The organism is Rhodococcus sp. NPDC055024 (assembly GCF_053608585.1).
The window spans coordinates 142,162-160,080 of record NZ_JBSGVT010000007.1; the positions used below are offsets into that span (position 1 = coordinate 142,162).

Genomic DNA, 17,919 nt, shown 5'->3' on the forward strand with positions numbered 1-17,919 from the left:
CGGATGGGAAATCTTCAGGCAAACACGGTATTGACCAGGGCGACGTAGATCGTCGTTCCGACGACGATGCTCAGGACGGCGTTCTTTCGCCAGAGATGCGCGGCAACCGTGGCGCACACTGCGATCAGTTCGGGTATGCCGTGCGACGGCGCGGTGATCGACACGCCTTTGAGCGAATACATCACGAGGATCAGCATGACGCCGGCCGGCATGTAGATGCCCAGGTAGCCGACCAGAGCGGAGGAGCGCAGCGGCATGAGCGCGGCAAACGGGATCGCCCGCAACGCGAATGTCACCACGGCCATGACGGCGACCGCCGCAAAAATGTACGAGGTGTCAGGCATCGATCTTCGCCTTCCGTGAGTCGTAGACAAAGCGGCCGATCAGGAAGAGTACGAAGGCGCCCATCGCAATTGGCAGCATGTGGTCCGGCGCTGCGAGCCGGGCGACCAGAGCACAGGTAACCGCGGCGACCGGCACCGCGAATCCGTTTTGCGCGCGAATTGCTTCGATCGAGAGGACAACGAACAACGCCGTCAGGGCGAAGTCGAGACCGACGATCGAGTCCGGAATCCATTGTCCTGCCGTTGCGCCCAGGATCGCGCCACCGATCCAGTAGGCGTGCAGGTACAGCTGGGAGTAGACGATGGTGCGGCCGGTGAGTGCCTTGGGATCGGCAGTCACCGACATCGCGTACGCCTCGTCGGTCAGTGCGAACATGCTGTAGAAGCGAGCGAAGGGATTTCGAATCTTTTCCAGCGGAAAGCTCAAGGCGTAGAACACATGTCGGAAGTTGGCCAACAGTGCGGTCAGGGCGACGTACGGCAGGGGCGTCATGGCCGCGACCATTCCGACGGCGAGGAACTCCAGGGATCCTGCGTAGATCAGCGACGTGAAAACAACTGCCCACCAAGGATTGAGCCCCTGTTGGACCACAAGAACTCCGAGAGCTATCCCGAGTGGGAGCAGGCCGAACCCGACCGGCAGCGACAGTTGGAAGGCGTGCCGCCACGCCGGGGTTGGCGGCGGGGATTCGACGGCAGGTGCGGCCGTCGACGATGCTGATTCGATCACGACGCAAATCTATAACAAAGATCGAGGTGATCGATTGCTCAGAATGCCCACATAGTGAACGGTGCGCAATAATAGTGCGATGGATGCCATGGATGACGCAATTTTGTTTCACCTTCGCCAAGACTCGAGTTTGACCAACACCGAGTTGGCGGATCTGGTGGGGCTGACGCCCTCTCCTTGCCTGCGTCGGGTGAAGAAGCTCGAGGCCGACGGAATCATCACCGGGTACCGCGCGATCGTCAGTCAGGAAGCGCTCGGTCGAGGGTTTCAGGTGATCGTCACCGCGGAGATCGGAGTCAACGACCAGGCGACCATCGAGGATTTCGAATCTCAGGTCGCGGCGTTCGACGAAGTGATCGAATGTCGGCGACTGTTCGGAATTCCCGACTACTTCATCCGTGTCGCTGTGAAAGATCTGGCGACGTACGAGAACTTCATGGTCACCAAGCTCAGCGGGCTTCCGGCCGTCTCGCGGGTGACATCGCTGATCACCATGAAGACCATCAAGAGCGTCGACTGACGCCCAAACTCACCCGAACCTGCTCTTTCGTGTCGGTGCTCGGCGTTAACGTCGGAACATGGGATACGAATTTCAAGTCACAGTAGATTCGGCGCACCCGCACGAACAGGCGAAGTGGTGGGCCGCGGCACTCGGGTGGGCAGCGGAGCCTAGCGACGAAGACTTCATCAGGGGCCTCGTCGCCGCTGGTCACGCCAAGGAATCCGACACCACGACGTTCGAGGGAGTTCTCGTCTGGCGTGAAGGCGCGGCCATCAGCGATCCGGAGCATCCCGAACGTCCCCGCGTTCTGTTCCAACTGGTTCCAGAATCGAAAACGGTGAAGAACCGTCTCCACTTCGACATACGAGTGGGCGACAAGCGCGAGGATGTTGCAGCGCAACTCGAGAAGGTGGGAGCGACGATCCTGCACCGAGGATCACAGGGGCCGAGCGTGTGGATCACGATGACCGATCCCGAAGGTAACGAGTTCTGCGTCAGCTAGCGGTAGGAACTCGGCGTATCGCCGGTCCATCGTTTGAAGGCACGACGAAAGGCGCTGGGCTCGGAGAATCCCAATCGCGCCGAGAGCACTTCGACGGATTCTCCGCGTCGCAAACCGGCGATGGCTACGTCGCGGAGCACTTCCTCGCGTAGTTGATTCAGTGAGGTGCCGTCACGCCGCAGCAGTCGACGCAGATGGGGAACGCTGATCGAGAGCATCTCGGCGATTTCCTCGGCCGTGGAGGTTCGCCCCTTCACCCCGAGTTCCAGGACCCGTCGCACCTGCGCCGACGCAGTGCTGTCGTAATCGCGTTCGGACATGAGCTGAATCGGAGATTCTCGGAGGTACTCCTCCAACGTCTCCTCGGTTTGGATGATCGGTGCGCGCATGGCCGAGTTGTCGAACTCCAGTGCCGCTCGCTGCGCGCCGAAGGTGACCGGTGCTCCGAAGATGTAGTCGTAGTCCTGCGCCAACCGCGCATCCGGTGCCGAGTACGGAAATTCGACTGCCCGAAGTCGGACGCGCTTTCCGATCAACCACGCGGAAAATCGGTGCAGCAAGATCAGGACAAAATCGGTTGTGACACGTTCTGCGACATCAGGTTCGGCGACGCCTTCGCGAGCGCGGACTGCGAAGCTCACCCGCGTGCTTTCCTCGCCCTTCTCGATCGCCAGTGGGGCGAGAGCCGGTAGTGCACGGATCACGTCGGACATTCGAGCGAAGGCTGATCCGAGGTCGGGGCAATGGATCAACGTCAGGCAGATCAATCGGAAAGTGCCACGGGGGACCGGGGCGGATCCGAGGCCGAACAATTCGTCTTCGGTGATCTGCCAGGTGGATTGGATGAACGTGGTGACCTGAGTCGGGGTCAGCCGGGCGCGAGGGTCGGACAATGTCTCGAGGTCGATCCCAGCAGCGCGCAGTGCGCCGGACAAATCGACATTGTTGTCCGGTGAGAACGCGAGGTAGCGGTGGACGAAGGCGGTCGGGATGGTCCGCGCTGTCATGGGTGCGCTGCTCCTTGGAGCAGGTGGAGACGGCGTGCAGCTTCGGACAGAATGTGGTCCTGCTTGCAGAAGGCGAAACGCACCAAGTGCTTCCAGTCGTCGCGGTTGTCCGCGAACACGTCGACCGGTACGGCCGCGACGCCGATACGCTCGGGCAGCGCGCGGCAGAACTCTCCCGCGTCGGTCTCACCCAACGGTCTGATGTCGGCAAGGAGGAAGTACGTGCCGCCGCCGGAATGCACCGTGAAACCGGCTTCGGCCAGGGCTTTGCCGAGCACGTCCCGTTTGCCTTGCAAGCTCTCTCGAAGTTCGACCACCCACGGCTGTTCGTTGGTCAGCGCATACGCAACGGCAGGTTGGAATGGTGCGCCGGCGACAAATGACATGAACTGCTTGGCAGCGCGAACGCCGTCGATGAGTTCGCTGGGGCCGATCGCCCATCCGGTTTTCCAGCCGGTGACGTTGAAAGTCTTTGCGGCACTGGACACCGTGACGGTGCGCTCACGCATACCCGGAAGAGACGCCATCGGTGTGTGGGTGAGACCGTCGAACACCAAGTGCTCGTAGACCTCGTCACTCAACACGATCAGGTCGCGTTCGCACGCGAGTTCGGCGATTGCTCGAAGTTCTTGATCGGTGAACACGGTGCCGGTGGGATTGTGAGGACTGTTGACGATCAGCATCTTCGTCTTGGCGGTGATCGCGCTGCGCAATGCCTCGAGATCGACCGCGAATCCGTCTCCCGAGGCGACCAGAGGAACGGTGCGACGCACCGCGCCGGCCAATGCGACGGATGCTGCGTAGGAGTCGTAATACGGCTCGATCAGCACTACTTCTTCGCCGGGTTCGACCAGCCCGAGGATCGCAGCACTGATCGCCTCGGTGGCGCCGACGGTGACCAGAACTTCGGAGTCGGGATCACTGTCGAGTCCGTAGCGGATGCGCCGATCCTCCGCGATGGCCTGACGCAGGACGGGCATGCCCGGCCCGGGTGGGTATTGGTTGACGCCCTCGGCGATGGCTCGACGCGCTACTTCGAGCATGGCCGCAGGACCGTCGGTATCCGGAAAGCCCTGACCGAGGTTGACCGCGTCGTGAAGTGTGGCCAATGCTGTCATCTCGGCGAAGATCGTGGATGCGAACGGCTGCAGACGCGAGACGGTGCGGTTGCGGGGCGTCGAAGGCATCTTTGCAGCTTAGTCGGCTGAGACCGCATCCTCACATCTGCTCGGGCGCGGTGCTTGTCACGTTTGAATCGCCGCCGTCGTCCAACTCTGTAGAGAGCATCGAATCCGGTGCTGCAGAAGATACGGAGGCTTGCCATGACTCGCATTCCCGCAGTGACACCGTCAGAAGCCAGTCCGTTGATCAAGGTGGCCTACAAATTCGCGGCCAGGCAGTACGACGAAGTTCCCGAGCCTTTTGCCGTCCTGGCCAATCATCGGAAATTGTTCGTCGCCGCTGCCGGCCATGAGATGGCCGTGCAGAAGGCGTCGAAGGTGCTGCCGTCGAACATTCGTGAACTGGCCGTCTATCGCGTCGCCTGGTCGGTCGGCTGCTCGTGGTGCGTCGACTTCGGGACGATGTTGTCTCGTTTGGACGGTTTGGACATCGACAAGCTGAAAGAGATCGCGAATTACCGGGATTCACCGAAGTACAGCGAGGACGAGCGCGCCGCGATCGCCTACGCCGACGCGATGACCGGTGACCCGCACGGCGAGCATGGCGTGACGGACGAGCAGGTCGCAGACCTCGAGCGCAGGTTCGGACGCGCGGGCGTCGTGGAACTGACCTATCAGATCGGGCTCGAAAACATGCGCGCCCGGATGTACTCGGCGTTGGGGATTACCGAGCAAGGGTTCAGTACCGACTCGTGCCGTGTGCCCTGGGCGGAAGAATGATGCGGTAGCTCGTCTACGGCAACTATCGACAATGCTCCGCAGATACGTGATCAGGATTGACTAGTTCACGCATCTGCGGAGCATTTCGGCTTGTTAGGTCCGCACTTGCGACCTACGATCACCTGGTGCCCAACATTCGAATCCGCGAAGCTGCCGGCCTGCTCGGTGTCAGTGACGACACCGTCCGGCGGTGGGTCGACGGTGGGCTTCTCACCGCGACGACGGACGACTCCGGCCGCAAGGTCATCGACGGCGCCGAGTTGGCGGGCTTCGCCCGGTCCAACGCCGGACCAGCACCGGCCGATCCGCTCACGGGTGCAAGTTCGGCCCGCAACCGGTTCGCCGGCCTCGTCACCAAGGTCGTCACCGACAAGGTGATGGCTCAGGTCGAAATGCAGTGTGGGCCCTTCACTGTCGTCTCGTTGATGAGTGCCGACGCGGTTCGGGAGCTCGGACTCGAGGTCGGGAGTATCGGAGTCGCAATCGTGAAGGCCACCACGGTCATCGTGGAAACGCCGTAGTTCTGAACATACTGGAGGAAATTCGTGAAGCGTATAGTCGGACTTGTTGCAGCAGGTGCCTTTTCGCTTGCCCTGGTGACCGGTTGTAGTTCGTCCGACAATTCTTCGTCGGAGACGTCGTCGGCCGCTCCGACCACAACCACTTCGAGTGAGAGTGCCACGGGAAGCATCACCGTCTTCGCGGCGGCGTCACTCAAGAACAGCTTCACCGAACTCGGCAAGGAATTCGAGTCCGAGAACCCTGGTTCATCGGTCACTTTCAGCTTTGCCGGGTCCTCGGACCTCGTCGCTCAGATCACTCAGGGCGCACCGGCTGACGTGTTCGCCTCGGCTGACGCCGCCAACATGACCAAGGCCACCGATGCCGGTGTCGTCGCAGGATCAGCCTCGGACTTCGCGAGCAATACCTTGACGATTGTTGTGCCTCCGGGCAATCCGAAGGGCATCGCGTCGTTCGCCGACCTGGCAAAGGAGGGGACGCAACTGGTGATCTGCGCTCCACAGGTTCCGTGTGGCGCGGCCACGAAGAAGGTCGAGACAGCCACCGGTGTGACGCTCTCGCCCGTCAGTGAGGAATCGTCGGTGACCGACGTTCTCAACAAGGTGACATCCGGCCAGGCCGATGCCGGAATCGTCTACGTCACCGACGCGAAGTCCGCCGGAGACAAGGTACAGACCGTCGCGTTCCCGGAAGCAACCACGGTGGTCAACCTGTACCAGATTGCGGTGCTGAAGGATTCGAAGAATTCGGAAACGGCAACCAAGTTCGTCGATCTCGTGAAGGGCCCCAAGGGCTTGGCAGTTCTGAGTGACGCGGGATTCGCTGCTCCGTGACACGCCTACGACCGTCAGCCCGAGCCCCGCTCGGGTTGCCGGTATGGATTTACCTTCCCGCGCTGATCGGCGGGGCGTTTGTCATCGCTCCCTTGGCCGCGATGCTGGCCACCGTGCAGTGGTCGCAGTTCTGGGAACTCGTGACTTCCGAATCGTCGGTTGCCGCGTTGAAACTGAGTTTGAAGACAGCAGCGATGAGCACGCTGCTGTGCATCCTGTTCGGGGTACCGATGGCCGCGGTGTTGGCGCGCAGTCATTTTCGGGGACTTTCCGTCCTTCGATCGTTGATCCTGCTCCCGCTGGTTCTGCCGCCCGTGGTGGGCGGTATCGCGTTGCTGTACACGTTCGGCCGCAAAGGGTTGATCGGTGAGCAGCTGGAAGTGCTCGGCATTCAGATAGCATTCTCGACAACTGCGGTCGTCCTGGCGCAGACGTTTGTTGCCCTGCCGTTCCTCGTCGTCAGCCTCGAAGGTGCGCTACGCACTGCAGGTACGCGGTACGAGGCAGTGGCCTCGACGCTCGGAGCCCGCCCTACCACCGTGCTTCGTCGGGTGACTCTGCCGTTGGTTCTTCCCGGTCTGGTGTCAGGGGCAGTTCTGGCCTTCGCTCGTGCGCTGGGGGAATTCGGTGCGACGCTGACGTTCGCGGGAAGTCTGCAAGGGGTGACGCGTACCCTGCCGCTGGAAATCTATCTCCAGCGTGAGACCGATCCGGATGCAGCGGTGGCGCTTTCACTGGTGCTGGTAGTCGTCGCGGTCGTCATTGTGGTTGCGGTGCGTGGACGCGGATCGGCGGGTTCGTTGTGAGTGGCCTCCACGTCGACATCGAGATTCCTGAGCGCGACGTCGTCGCGGCGTTCGACGTCGCGGCCGGTGAGGTGACCGCAATCCTCGGACCCAACGGCGCAGGCAAGTCGACCGTTCTGGCGGCAGTTGCCGGACTGCATCATCCGCGGCGCGGGTTGATCGAACTCAATTCCCGCGTTCTCACCGATACCAGCAGGGGAGTCGCATTGGCGCCGCATCGGCGCGGCACCGCCCTACTCGCGCAAGAGGCATTGCTCTTTCCACATCTCAGCGCGGCTGCGAACGTGGCGTTCGCGCCGCGCAGCGCAGGACGGTCGCGTCGCGATTCCGCCGAGTCTGCGCGCCATTGGCTCGACGCAGTCGACGCCGGCGAATTGGCTGACCGCAAGCCTTCACAGCTCTCCGGCGGCCAAGCACAACGCATCGCAGTGGCGAGGGCATTGGCGGCAGAACCCGAACTGCTGCTGCTCGACGAACCGATGTCCGCGCTCGACGTCGCGTCGGCCCCGGCGCTGCGGTCGTTACTGCGCAGAGTGCTCCGGACCGGGGATCGCACAGCCGTACTCGTGACGCACGACGCTCTGGATGCGCTGGCCCTTGCCGACACCGTTGTCGTTGTGGACGGTGGCCGGGTTGTCGAACGTGGTGACGTGCGAACAGTTCTGACTCGCCCGCGAAGTGCGTTCGCCGCACGCATCGCCGGGATCAACTTGCGCAGTGGCACGATGGCAGGCGACGGTGTTCTCAGGAGCCCGACCGGAGTGGACATCGCAGGTCAGACCGAGTCCGAATTACTCGCCGGCAGTGCCGCCGTGGCGGTCTTCGAACCGCGAGCGGTGTCGGTCTACCTGGAACCGCCACACGGCAGCCCACGAAACGCGTTTGCAGTCACGGTCGCCGAGATCGAAAACCGAGGCGATGTCGTCAGAGTCCGAGCCGAGGACGACGCCGGCCAGCCTGGTTTGTCTGCCGACATCACGGCCAGTGCAGCGGCCGAACTCGATCTGGTTCCGGGAACGGCCGTTACGTTTGTGGTCAAGGCCACCGAAACACTGATCTACGCTCAGGGCGCCGGCTCGTAGACGTCCTCTTCGATCGAATCCGCATAGAGGGCAACGATTTCGGAAACATACTTCTCGGCTATCGGCTTGCGCCTGAGTTTCATCGTCGGTGTCAGCTCCTCGCCGCCAGGCTCCCAGAACATGGTGAGCACGTGAAACCGCTTGATCTGCTCGGCCCTCGAAAGACGCGAGTTTCCCTCGGCGACAGCAGCTGCAACGATGTCGACGATCCGAGCGTCCTTGGCGAGCACGGCGGCGTCGACCGCAAGTCCCAGTGAGCGTGCCGCTCCGACCGCGGCGTCGGCGCTCAGAGTGATCAATGCTGTGTTGAACTTCCGGCCGTCACCGATCGTCACTACTTCACCGATCAACGACGACGACGTCTTCACCGCCGTCTCGATGGCTGCGGGTGACATGTTCTTTCCCGACGCATTGATGATCAGCTCCTTCTTGCGATCGATCACCGTGAGGTATCCGTCCGCGTCGGCGGTGACGATGTCTCCGGTCGAGAGCCAACCGTCGGCGCTGATTGCCTCTGCCGTCTTCGCGGGTTCGCCGCGATACCCCTTCATGACCAGCGGTCCTCGAACCAGTAGCTCGCCATCGGCCTCGATGCGCATTTCCATGCCCGGGAGCAACTTTCCGACCGTTCCGAGCTTGGTCGGCTCGGCCGGTGCCGTGCTCGCAATGCATGTCAGTTCCGACATTCCCCAGATCTCCGAGATAGGAACTCCGAGGGCCGCAAAGAATGCCAAGGTGTCCGGCGGAATGGGCGCTGCGCCGGAGATGGCCCACTTCAATTCGGCAAAGCCCAGTTTCGCACGCAGGGCGGAGAGGACCATCGCACCGGCTCGGGCGTACTCCGCATCCAGCTCGGCGGGGACGGATTGACCGGCTCGTAAATGTGCGAGACGAGTTCGACCGACGTCGAGTGCCCACTGCAGCGCCCCCCGACGCGCGTCGTCCGGTTCGTTGGCAACGGCTGATTCGACGGCAACCTTCAGCTTTTCCCACACACGGGGAACGCTGCCCCAGATCGTCGGGCGACAGTCGGGAAGCGCAGCCGCTACCTGGCCGGGATCCGGTACGACGGTGATCTGGGTGCCGAACACCATTTGCATGTACAGGCACGTGAGCCGATCGGCGATGTGCGCCGACGGCATGTACGACGTGATGCGGTCACCGAATTCGACTGGTAGTACCGCGCTGACGGCGTTGGTCTCGAACAACAGGCACGCATGGGTCGTCTCGACGCCCTTGGGGTTGCCGGTCGTGCCGGAGGTGTAGATCAGCGTGGCGACATCGTTCGGCTTCACCGCACGCCAGGTGCTCTCGAAATCGAAATCGGCGGCAGCAGAGGACTTCATCTGCTCCAGCGTCAGGGTGCCGGACTGCTGGGCATGCGGCTGCGCATCGACGACCACGATCGTGTCGAGTGTGGCACCGGATCGGAGAACAGTGTCCACGTACTGGGCCTCGCAGACGAGAACTCGCGCACCGGAATTGGCGAGGATGTAACGGATGGCTTCAGGCGCCGACGTGTTGTAGATGGAGAAGGACGTCGCGCCGAGGTGTTGGGCGCCGACGTCGATCGGGTAGAACTCGATGCGGTTACTCATCATCAAGGCGACCGTATCGCCATGTCCCACGCCGATTCCGGCCAATCCTGCGGTAACCTCGCGGACCTGTTCGCCGTACTCGCGCCACGTCAGTGTTCGCGCATCGGCGATATCTCGTAGGGCCACCGCGTCGGGCGCCACTGCCGACACTCGTTGGAAGGCTGCACACAACGTGGTCATGACGTTCTCCTGGATGCATTCGTCGGGGCTGCTGCTGTGGTTCTGGCTTCGAGTTCGCGGATCAGGTCGTGTGCCTGCTTGTCCCTGGCCAGGTAGCCGTCGGCCAGGACGTTGACGAAACCGCGTCCCCACGCCCAGGGCTCCCAGGCCGCGGGGGCAAGGGTCCGGCCGGCGCGGCGCGCGATCGCGTCGGCGATGACCGTCGCGGCACGGTCAGGGGAGATTCGATGGCGGAGGGGTCCGGGCAGTCGAGCGTCGAGCTTGCGCCCGATCTCGTCGTCGTCGAGAGTTGCGCGCGCAAGTTGTGTGTCCACCATCCCGAAGTACGCGACTCCGGCAGTGGCGCCGTAGCCGGCAACCTCCAAACGCAGTGCCCGCCCGAGCGCTTCGACGCCGGCCTTGCTGATCATGTACGACGCTCCGCCCAAACCGGGGGCGAACGACGCGGCCGAGGACACGACGACGATGTGCCCACTGTTGCGGATCACCTCGTCGATGGTCGGATGCACGGTGTTGAAGACACCGGTGAGATTGACGTCGACTACTCGATCGAAGGTTTCGGGATCGACTTGGCGCAATGTCGCCGGGGGAGGGGTGATTCCGGCGTTGGCCACCACGACGTCGATTCTGCCCAGCTGATCGACAATCGTGCGCGCGGCTGCTTTCATACCATCCCGATCGCGGACGTCGGCCGTCACCGTCACGACTCGCCGTGGCTCGAATGCGCGCTCGGCTGCTGCCAGCGAACTCTGGTTGACATCGACCAGCGCCACCGTCGCCCCACGTCGGTGGAGAGTGCGCGCCAACGCCGCTCCGATACCGTCGCCTCCGCCGGTGATCAGTACGACCTTACCGGCGACGTCGAAGTCGATCCGGCGTCCGGGCAGTGGAATGCCCAGATCGCGGACTGTTCCTGCAAGCGCGGACAAGCGTCCCGTCATGGCTTCAGTGCCTTCCGTGTAGAGCGCGTATGAGAACCTTGACCAGCCAGTCGATTCGGGCGGTCCGTCGAAACGTCGTCAGCGGTAATGGCGAACGGAACCGTTGCCTGGTCATCGAACGGGCATAGGTGAACTCTTTCAGTCCGTCGGGGCCGTGAACGCGTCCGAAACCGGATGCTCCGACCCCACCCAGTGGCAGGTTGGGAACTGCGGCATACATCACGTAGGAGTTCACCGACGCTCCTCCCGATCGGAGTCGATCTGCAATTGATACTCCGTCCTTGCCGAACACGCTTGCTCCCAAGGCGTATGGCGACGCGTTGACCAACTCCACCGCCTCGTCCATCGAGCTGACTTTGGTGATGGTCATCGTCGGGCCGAAGGTCTCCTCCGTGACGGCGAGGCTGTCTTCGGGTACGTCGACCATGATGGTCGGTTGCACGTACTGACCGGAGATCGTGCCGAGCCCGCCGAGAACGACACGTCCACCCCGCGATACCGCGTCGTCTATGTGGCGCCGGATGACGGCGACTTGCGAGGGCATGGTGATCGGACCGATCTTGTCGTCGGCATCAGGACCTGCATGAATTCGAGCGGCCAGAGTGGTTGTCTTGTCGAGGAACTCGTCGTAGACGTGTTCGTGCACGTACACACGCTCGACGCCCAGACAGGTCTGACCGGAGTTGGACAACGCTCCCCACACCGCAGCGTCCGCGGCGGCGCCGACATCTCCGTCGGCATCGAGGACGAGTGCGTCCTTGCCGCCGCATTCCATCAACACCGGTGTGAGGGTCTCGGCGCAGGCTGCCATGACCTTCTTGCCAGTAGCAGTGGACCCGGTGAACCCGATCTTGTCGACGCCGGCCAGGCACAGTGCCGCGCCGACCCCACCGTCACCTGTGACAACTTGCAGCACAGGATGTTCAGTGACGACCTCGGCAAATGCTCGGGCCAACCATTCACCGACACCTGGTGCGAACTCACTCGGCTTGTAGACAACAGCGTTGCCGGCAGCCAGGGCAAACGAGAGCGAACCGAGTGGGGTGAAGACCGGATAGTTCCACGGACCGATCACGCCGACCACTCCGAGAGGCCGATATTCCACCGAGGCGGCCTGATTGACCGTCAACAGACTGGAACCGACGGTGTGCCTGCCCAACACCTTTCGAGCATTCTTAGAGGCCCACGCGAGGTGTTCGAGCGCCATGGCAATTTCGAGCATTGCGTCGGGGTGCGGCTTGCCCATGTCCCGGTGAACGACGTCGGCGAGTTCGGATGCTCGACGAGCGATGATTCCTCGCCACCGATCCAGTCGGTGGGCGCGTTGCTCGAATGTCAGTTCCGCCCACCACGCGGCGGCGACTCGAGCTTCGCGCACTGCCTGTGTCACCGTGACGTCGGTCGCCTGCGCGGTCGTGTCGATCTCGGTTGTTGTCATCGCGGAGTCCCCTGAAGTGTGTGGTGGACGGCGCCGTCGGCCCAGTTGCGGGTCACGCGGTCGAGGATCGGTCGGGACAGAGACAGAATCGGGGCGAACCACGGCTGCGCCTGCACCGCGAACGTCCAGGTGAGAAGGCTTCCAGTCGAAGTCGGTTCCAGCACCAGATCTTCGGCGAAACGCTTGAATCCCGGGAGTGACGCAGACTCCACGTAGAACGTCATCCGGCGCCCCTCGTCCCAGCGGAAGAATCTCTCGTCCAGTGCGGCGAAAGCGCCGGCCCGCACAGTCCGCGTCGTACCGATGCCGAATGGTCTGGCCGAGGTCCAGTCGGATCCGGTGATCCCGCGCGCCCACGACGCGAGCGCACCGTCCGAGGTCAACGTCCGCCACAAGCTTTCACACGTCGCTTCGGACTCGATCCGGTGAGTGATCACCAGCGGAGCGGAGCGGATGAAGTCTGCGTCGGCCGCCGCGAGCGGGAATTTTCGCTTCACAGGTCCACCACCAAAGACCCACCGGTGGAACGTGATCGACAGGTCAACATCGAATCGGTGCGTTCCGATTCGGTGAGAAGGGTGTCCCGATGGTCGACGGTCCCCGCGAGCACCCGGACCTTGCAGGTACCGCAGAAGCCCTGTTGGCAGGAATACGCGACGCCGGGAAGTGCGCGTCGTATTGCTGCCAAGGCACTTTCGGACTCGCCGACATCGACGGTGAGACCGGTGCGCGCCAGGTGCACAGTGAATTTTTTGCCGTCGACTACCGGTAGCGGCGAGAATCGCTCACTGTGTACCGATCCGGTCGGGTTGCTCGTGAAGGCTGCCGCGCGCACCATGTTCATCAGCGGCGTCGGTCCGCACGTGTACACCGCGGCGCCGGGATCCGCAGCGGAGAGCAGTGTTTCGACATCCGGCGGACCCAACTCGTCGTCCGGCCGGATGGTTACCCGGCCGCTGGAATACTCCTCGATCTCGGTTAGGAATGGCATAGCTGCCCGAGTTCGTCCGAGATAGTCCAATCGCCACGGGACTCCGCGGCGGTGACAGCGTTGCACCATGGGAAGTATCGGAGTGATCCCGATTCCGCCCGCAACAAAGAGGTACGACGGAGCAGTGACAAACGGAAATGCATTCCGTGGCCCTCGTACGTCCACCGCCATTCCAGGTTTCAGCGACTCGTGGATCTCGCGTGAGCCGCCACCGCCCTCGTCTATCCTTCGGACGGCGATCCGATACGAGGTCAAGTCGTCGGGGTCGCCGCACAGCGAGTACTGTCGTTGCCTTCCAGAGGGGAGAAAGACGTCGAGGTGGGCGCCGGGAATCCACGACGGCAGGGCGATGCCTTCCCTCGGGGTCAAGGTGACACTCAGGACGTCGTCACACTCGAACCGGACGGACTTCACGTCCAGCGTCATGTCGAACCCGCTGTAGCGGACCGGGTTGGGACGCGAAAGTATCTGCGCTGCAAGACTGGTTGCGAAGATCCGACGGTATGCGCTGGTGGCCTGCGCGGCAAACCTCAACGACCGGGTCGGTGTGAAGCCGTGTGCGTCGTGAGGACGGTCGGCAGTCGTCTTGTTCATTCTTCACTCTTTTCGGAAGAACGATTGGCGGCAGGCGAGCGAGCGAGGTAGCGCATGGCTACGTCCATGTCCCCGATCTGGGACGGATGGAAGCTCGGCCGCAGATACGGAGGAATCTCGGTGATCAGGAATTTCATGTTCGGTACCAGTCCACGACGAGTGGCGCTGATCAGCTGCAGAGGCCACAGTCGACCCTTCGCCTTCGACGGGTCCTGCCGGAAAAGGTAGTTCATCGAGGCGATGAACAGTACGAACAACGTGAAGCTGGCCAGCAGCGCCGTGCGAACGCGTCGGGCGTAGCTACCGTCGACGTACATGTAGGCGTCGAAAGCGACGTTGCGGTGCTCGACTTCTTCAGCGCCGTGCCACTTGACCATGTCGAGCATCACCGGGTGCATGCCGGCATCTTCGAGGGCGGGATCGGTGAGCAGCCATTCCCCGACCACTGCCGTGTAGTGCTCCATGGCAGCAAACAAGCCGAGACGTTCACAGAGCCAGGCGTGCTTGGCTTTTCCGGTCAATCCTTTGTCGCCCAATATCTTGTCCACGAGCCAGTCCATGCGGCGTGCCATCGGTTTCATGTCCATGCCGAGGTCCGCAAGATGTTCGCGTGCACCTTTGTGCGACGACGCGTGTGTTGCTTCCTGGCCGACGAATCCCACCACCTCTTCGTGCAGTCGGGTGTCCTCGATGAGAGGGAGCGCTTCGGCGAGCGTCGCAGACATGGCCCGCTCTCCCTCGGGCAACACGAGATGCATGAAGTTGATGACGTGGGTGACCATCGGTTCGTTCGGCACGTAATGCAGTGGTACACCGTCCCAGTCGAATTCGACGTCACGGGCGGCGATCGCATGTGCTTCGTCGGTGTAGCGGCGAGCGCCGGACGGTGCGATGACGGGTGTGCCTCGGAAGGCGTTGATGCCGAGCATTATCGGCTCCTCACGGTTTCTCGAGCAGTGGTGAGTGATTCGGACGAGACGGGTTGTACCTGCGCGTAGTGAGCGAGGTCGGCTCGTTTGGTCCTGGCGCGGAAGGATCGGTTGAATCCGGGATAGAAGGTGTAATTGCGGCCGCCGTCGACGAGGTAGTAACTACTGCACCCGCCCGCGTTCCACACGCTGGTGGCGAGTCGGCGGTCGGTCGCGCGCACGAACTCGCGTTGCACGTCGGCGCGGACGTCGATACTGCCGATGCCGCGCTCGTCCATCTGAAGAATGCAGCTCACGATGTATTCGACCTGCGCTTCGATCGTGACGACCTGCGAGGTGTAGACCACGGAATTGGGTCCGAGGATCATGAAGAAGTTCGGAAAACCGCTGATGGTGGTGCCGAGGAAGGCCTCGGCACTGCCGTTCCACGTCTGCGCGAGACTGCGGCCGTCCTGGCCCTGGATGATGTCGAACGACGGGTTGTCTCCCATCCGAAAGCCGGTTCCCATGACTATGGTGTCGACTTCCCGGAAGGCGCCGTCCGCGGTGAGAACTCCGCGCTCCTGCACCTCGACGATTCCGTCCGTCACCACCTCCACATTGGGTGACGCCAGCGCGGGATAGTAGGTGTTCGAGAACGTCGGACGCTTGCATCCGAATGCATAGTGGGGGAGCAGCTTTGCGCGAAGCTCCCGGTCGCGCACCTGTCGACGAAGATGTGCCCGGCCGAGTGCGGCCAACCCTGCGAGCAGTGACGGCTTGTACACGAATCCGGGTACCAGGGCTTCTTGAAGTAGGTCGAGTCCCTTGCGTGCGAGTCGCTGGGTGAGCGGTACCCGCGCGAACAGCGCGCTGGGCCAGCCCGTCATCGGCTGATCCGGGTGCGGCAGGATCCACGTCGGTGTCCGCTGGAATACGGTCAGCGAGTTCGCGAGCGGTTGCAGTCTGGGGATGATCTGCACTGCGGAGGCGCCGGTGCCGACCACGGCTATGCGTTCACCGCGAAGGTCGTGGTCGTGGTTCCAGTCTGCGGTGTGGAACATCTGACCACGAAACGATTCGAGTCCGGGGAGGTCGGGTGTAGCGGGGGCGCTGAACGGGCCGGTGGCCGCGACCAGGAACTGTGCCTCCCACACGGTTTCCGCAGTGTGTACCCGCCAGATCTGGGCCTGCTCGTCCCACGAAGCCTCTGTCACGTCCTGGTTGCAGTGGAAATGACCGGCCAGTCCGAAGCGATGGACGCAATCCCGGAGATAGTCGTAGATCTCGGGCTGTAGCGGATACAGCCGCGTCCAGTTCGGATTGGGCGCAAACGAGAACGAGTACAGAATCGACGGGATGTCGCACTGTGCACCGGGGTAGGTGTTGATCTGCCAGGTTCCCCCGGGCTCCGCAGCGCGTTCGAGAACGACGAAGTCGTCGATCCCGGATTGCTTCAAGCGGACAGCAGTTCCGATGCCGCCGAAGCCTGCTCCGATGACGACGACTCGTGTTCGGCGAGTTGGAGTTTCCTCTTCACCGGCCGATGGCCCCGAGGTTGGGTCGATGTCGACCATGTGTGACGCCTCCTGATTGGTGCGTGAACAACTGAACGAAGAGTAAGTCTGACATCAAGTGATGTCAACAGCGGTTGATGTCAGAATTGAATTGATTGACATCGTGCGATGTCAGCTCGCTTGCCGAGGTCGCCGCGATTACCTGAGGTCGAGAGCACTGCCGGTCAGTGAGAACATGGGGACATGACGGATACCGAGGCTCGGCGCACCGGCCCGCGCAGGTGGCGTGGGCAGGAACCAGAAGATCGCCGCGCCGCGCGCCGGGCACAGCTGATCGAAGCCGGGTTGCAGATCATGGGCACCGAGGGTGCGGCCGCCGCGACCATGCGTGCGACCTGCCGCGAGGCTGCGCTGACCGAACGGTACTTCTACGAGAGCTTCGCCAATCGTGACGAACTGCTGGTCGCCGTGCTCGACGAGGTCGTTCTCGGGGCACGCGACACTATTCTGGACGCTCTCGAGGCGGCGCCTTCCGAACCGTCGGCCCTGATCCGTCACGTGGTGAAGGCCTTCACCACCTACGTATTCAAGGATCCGCGCCGTGGACGCATCATGTTCGTCGAATCCCAGGCCGAACCTGCGCTGTGGGATCGAGGGCGAGAATTGATGGCGGAGTTCACCAATCCGATCTCCGCGTCGCTCGAGCTGATGTACGGCGGCGAGGCAACCGACTCCGCGAACTCCGAACTCAATTCGGTGGGGCTGTTCGGTGCCCTCGCGTTCATCTATCAGGCGCACACCCCGTCCTCCAAGATCTCTCGAAAGCGTTTGGTGGAACACATTTCGCTCATGGTCGAGGCGCAGGCGACGGTCAACAGCACGCCCGCGAGAAAAGAATGACGTCCGCGTCGGCCACAGGCGGAAAGCGTCTCGGTCCCGAAGACCGGCGTGAGCAGATCATTGTCAGCGCGGCAAAGGTTTTCGAGGAGAAGTCTTTTGCCGACGTCTCGATGACCGAGTTGGCCAAGGCGGCCGGGGTCGGTCGTCCGCTGCTCAATCATTACTTCGGCTCCAAGCGGGAGTTGTATCTCGACGTCGTGCGGCGGTTCGTCTTCATTCCCGAAGTGGCGGTGGACCGCATTCCGCGATCGGCGAGCCAGGAGAAGCGGATCGGCGCCGTGATCGATCGGTGGCTCGACGTCGCCTGGCGTCATCGCGACATGTGGATCTCGACAGTCATGTCCGACGACCTCCGCCGTGATCCCGAGATGGATCGGATCCTGCAGGATGCTGACGACGTTGCTGCGCGACGCATGATGGATGCGCTCGAGATTCGACCGAGTGAAGGCAGCGGGGCTGCTGTTCATTCGATGATCGTGGCGTACGGAGGACTGGCGAAGGCCGCCAGTAAGCAGTGGTTGGTGACGGGAGCGCTCGACCGCGAACAGGTGCACCTTCTGCTGGTACGCAGTTTGCTCGCCATCGTGCGTGACGTTCTGCCGGCGTGCGAGGCGGATTCCTGA

General features: G+C 62.6%; 20 protein-coding genes. 9 read left to right on the forward strand and 11 right to left on the reverse strand.

The genetic code is table 11. The annotated features are described in order from the left end of the window. Positions 1-14: 14 nt before the first annotated feature. Both ACWF6P_RS16610 and ACWF6P_RS16615 read right to left on the reverse strand, forming a co-directional pair. Entirely contained in the window at positions 15-344 is a 330-nt protein-coding gene (locus ACWF6P_RS16610; RefSeq protein WP_452621730.1) for a branched-chain amino acid transporter permease, read from the reverse strand. Then, positions 337-1,074, reverse strand: coding sequence for an AzlC family ABC transporter permease (locus tag ACWF6P_RS16615; RefSeq protein ID WP_452621731.1), 738 nt, complete (start codon positions 1,072-1,074; stop codon positions 337-339). Before ACWF6P_RS16615 ends, ACWF6P_RS16610 begins: the two co-directional genes overlap by 8 nt. A gap of 79 nt (positions 1,075-1,153) precedes the next feature. Here ACWF6P_RS16615 and ACWF6P_RS16620 point away from each other — a divergent pair, with 79 nt between their 5' ends. Further along, positions 1,154-1,594, forward strand: a complete 441-nt coding sequence (locus tag ACWF6P_RS16620; protein WP_020970517.1) for an Lrp/AsnC family transcriptional regulator — start codon at positions 1,154-1,156, stop codon at positions 1,592-1,594. 58 nt (positions 1,595-1,652) lie between these two features. Next, positions 1,653-2,078: a VOC family protein gene (locus ACWF6P_RS16625; RefSeq protein ID WP_452621732.1), complete on the forward strand. Its 426-nt coding sequence runs from the start codon at positions 1,653-1,655 to the stop codon at positions 2,076-2,078. Here ACWF6P_RS16625 and ACWF6P_RS16630 read toward each other — a convergent pair. Together ACWF6P_RS16630 and ACWF6P_RS16635 are read right to left on the reverse strand one after the other, a co-directional pair. Beyond that, on the reverse strand, positions 2,075-3,085 hold the full coding sequence (locus ACWF6P_RS16630) for an AraC family transcriptional regulator (protein ID WP_452621733.1): 1,011 nt from the start codon (positions 3,083-3,085) through the stop codon (positions 2,075-2,077). The genes ACWF6P_RS16625 and ACWF6P_RS16630 overlap by 4 nt on opposite strands. After that, entirely contained in the window at positions 3,082-4,272 is a 1,191-nt protein-coding gene (locus ACWF6P_RS16635) for a pyridoxal phosphate-dependent aminotransferase (protein WP_452621734.1), read from the reverse strand. The genes ACWF6P_RS16630 and ACWF6P_RS16635 overlap by 4 nt, the downstream gene beginning before the upstream one ends. Positions 4,273-4,407: 135 nt before the next feature. Between ACWF6P_RS16635 and ACWF6P_RS16640 the strand changes: the two genes are divergently transcribed. The 5 genes from ACWF6P_RS16640 (at position 4,408) to ACWF6P_RS16660 (ending at position 8,229) form a co-directional block, all read left to right on the forward strand. Beyond that, positions 4,408-4,986, forward strand: a complete 579-nt coding sequence (locus ACWF6P_RS16640) for a carboxymuconolactone decarboxylase family protein (RefSeq protein ID WP_452621735.1) — start codon at positions 4,408-4,410, stop codon at positions 4,984-4,986. A 125-nt stretch (positions 4,987-5,111) separates the two neighbouring features. Further along, a complete protein-coding gene (locus ACWF6P_RS16645; protein WP_452621736.1) occupies positions 5,112-5,507 on the forward strand; it encodes a TOBE domain-containing protein in 396 nt (131 codons plus the stop codon). Between the two features lie 24 nt (positions 5,508-5,531). Next, on the forward strand, positions 5,532-6,341 hold the full coding sequence (modA, locus tag ACWF6P_RS16650) for a molybdate ABC transporter substrate-binding protein (RefSeq protein WP_452621737.1): 810 nt from the start codon (positions 5,532-5,534) through the stop codon (positions 6,339-6,341). Next, positions 6,338-7,147 (forward strand): ABC transporter permease, encoded by an 810-nt coding sequence (locus ACWF6P_RS16655; protein ID WP_007733547.1) that lies wholly within the window; start codon positions 6,338-6,340, stop codon positions 7,145-7,147. Before modA ends, ACWF6P_RS16655 begins: the two co-directional genes overlap by 4 nt. Next, on the forward strand, positions 7,144-8,229 hold the full coding sequence (locus ACWF6P_RS16660; protein WP_452621738.1) for a sulfate/molybdate ABC transporter ATP-binding protein: 1,086 nt from the start codon (positions 7,144-7,146) through the stop codon (positions 8,227-8,229). The genes ACWF6P_RS16655 and ACWF6P_RS16660 overlap by 4 nt, the downstream gene beginning before the upstream one ends. Here the strand turns inward: ACWF6P_RS16660 and fadD11 are convergent. From fadD11 to ACWF6P_RS16695, 7 genes are read right to left on the reverse strand one after another with little or no spacing between them, the layout of a single operon-like run. After that, positions 8,211-10,007: a fatty acid--CoA ligase FadD11 gene (gene fadD11, locus ACWF6P_RS16665; RefSeq protein WP_452621739.1), complete on the reverse strand. Its 1,797-nt coding sequence runs from the start codon at positions 10,005-10,007 to the stop codon at positions 8,211-8,213. The two genes, ACWF6P_RS16660 and fadD11, sit on opposite strands and share 19 nt — an antisense overlap. After that, positions 10,004-10,948 (reverse strand): SDR family oxidoreductase, encoded by a 945-nt coding sequence (locus ACWF6P_RS16670; protein ID WP_452621740.1) that lies wholly within the window; start codon positions 10,946-10,948, stop codon positions 10,004-10,006. The genes fadD11 and ACWF6P_RS16670 overlap by 4 nt, the downstream gene beginning before the upstream one ends. A gap of 4 nt (positions 10,949-10,952) precedes the next feature. Beyond that, the gene (locus ACWF6P_RS16675) at positions 10,953-12,386 is read right to left on the reverse strand and encodes an aldehyde dehydrogenase family protein (protein ID WP_452621741.1); all 1,434 of its coding nucleotides are present in this window, start codon (positions 12,384-12,386) and stop codon (positions 10,953-10,955) included. Beyond that, positions 12,383-12,883 (reverse strand): SRPBCC family protein, encoded by a 501-nt coding sequence (locus ACWF6P_RS16680; protein WP_452621742.1) that lies wholly within the window; start codon positions 12,881-12,883, stop codon positions 12,383-12,385. The genes ACWF6P_RS16675 and ACWF6P_RS16680 overlap by 4 nt, the downstream gene beginning before the upstream one ends. After that, positions 12,880-13,971, reverse strand: a complete 1,092-nt coding sequence (locus ACWF6P_RS16685; protein ID WP_452621743.1) for a PDR/VanB family oxidoreductase — start codon at positions 13,969-13,971, stop codon at positions 12,880-12,882. Before ACWF6P_RS16685 ends, ACWF6P_RS16680 begins: the two co-directional genes overlap by 4 nt. Beyond that, entirely contained in the window at positions 13,968-14,900 is a 933-nt protein-coding gene (locus ACWF6P_RS16690; protein WP_452621744.1) for a metal-dependent hydrolase, read from the reverse strand. Before ACWF6P_RS16690 ends, ACWF6P_RS16685 begins: the two co-directional genes overlap by 4 nt. Further along, complete coding sequence (locus tag ACWF6P_RS16695) at positions 14,900-16,456, reverse strand: flavin-containing monooxygenase (protein ID WP_452621745.1); 1,557 nt, start codon at positions 16,454-16,456, stop codon at positions 14,900-14,902. The genes ACWF6P_RS16690 and ACWF6P_RS16695 overlap by 1 nt, the downstream gene beginning before the upstream one ends. A 183-nt stretch (positions 16,457-16,639) precedes the next feature. Here ACWF6P_RS16695 and ACWF6P_RS16700 point away from each other — a divergent pair, with 183 nt between their 5' ends. After that, positions 16,640-17,296: a TetR/AcrR family transcriptional regulator gene (locus ACWF6P_RS16700; protein WP_020908817.1), complete on the forward strand. Its 657-nt coding sequence runs from the start codon at positions 16,640-16,642 to the stop codon at positions 17,294-17,296. Beyond that, the gene (locus ACWF6P_RS16705; RefSeq protein ID WP_452621746.1) at positions 17,293-17,919 is read left to right on the forward strand and encodes a TetR/AcrR family transcriptional regulator; all 627 of its coding nucleotides are present in this window, start codon (positions 17,293-17,295) and stop codon (positions 17,917-17,919) included. Before ACWF6P_RS16700 ends, ACWF6P_RS16705 begins: the two co-directional genes overlap by 4 nt.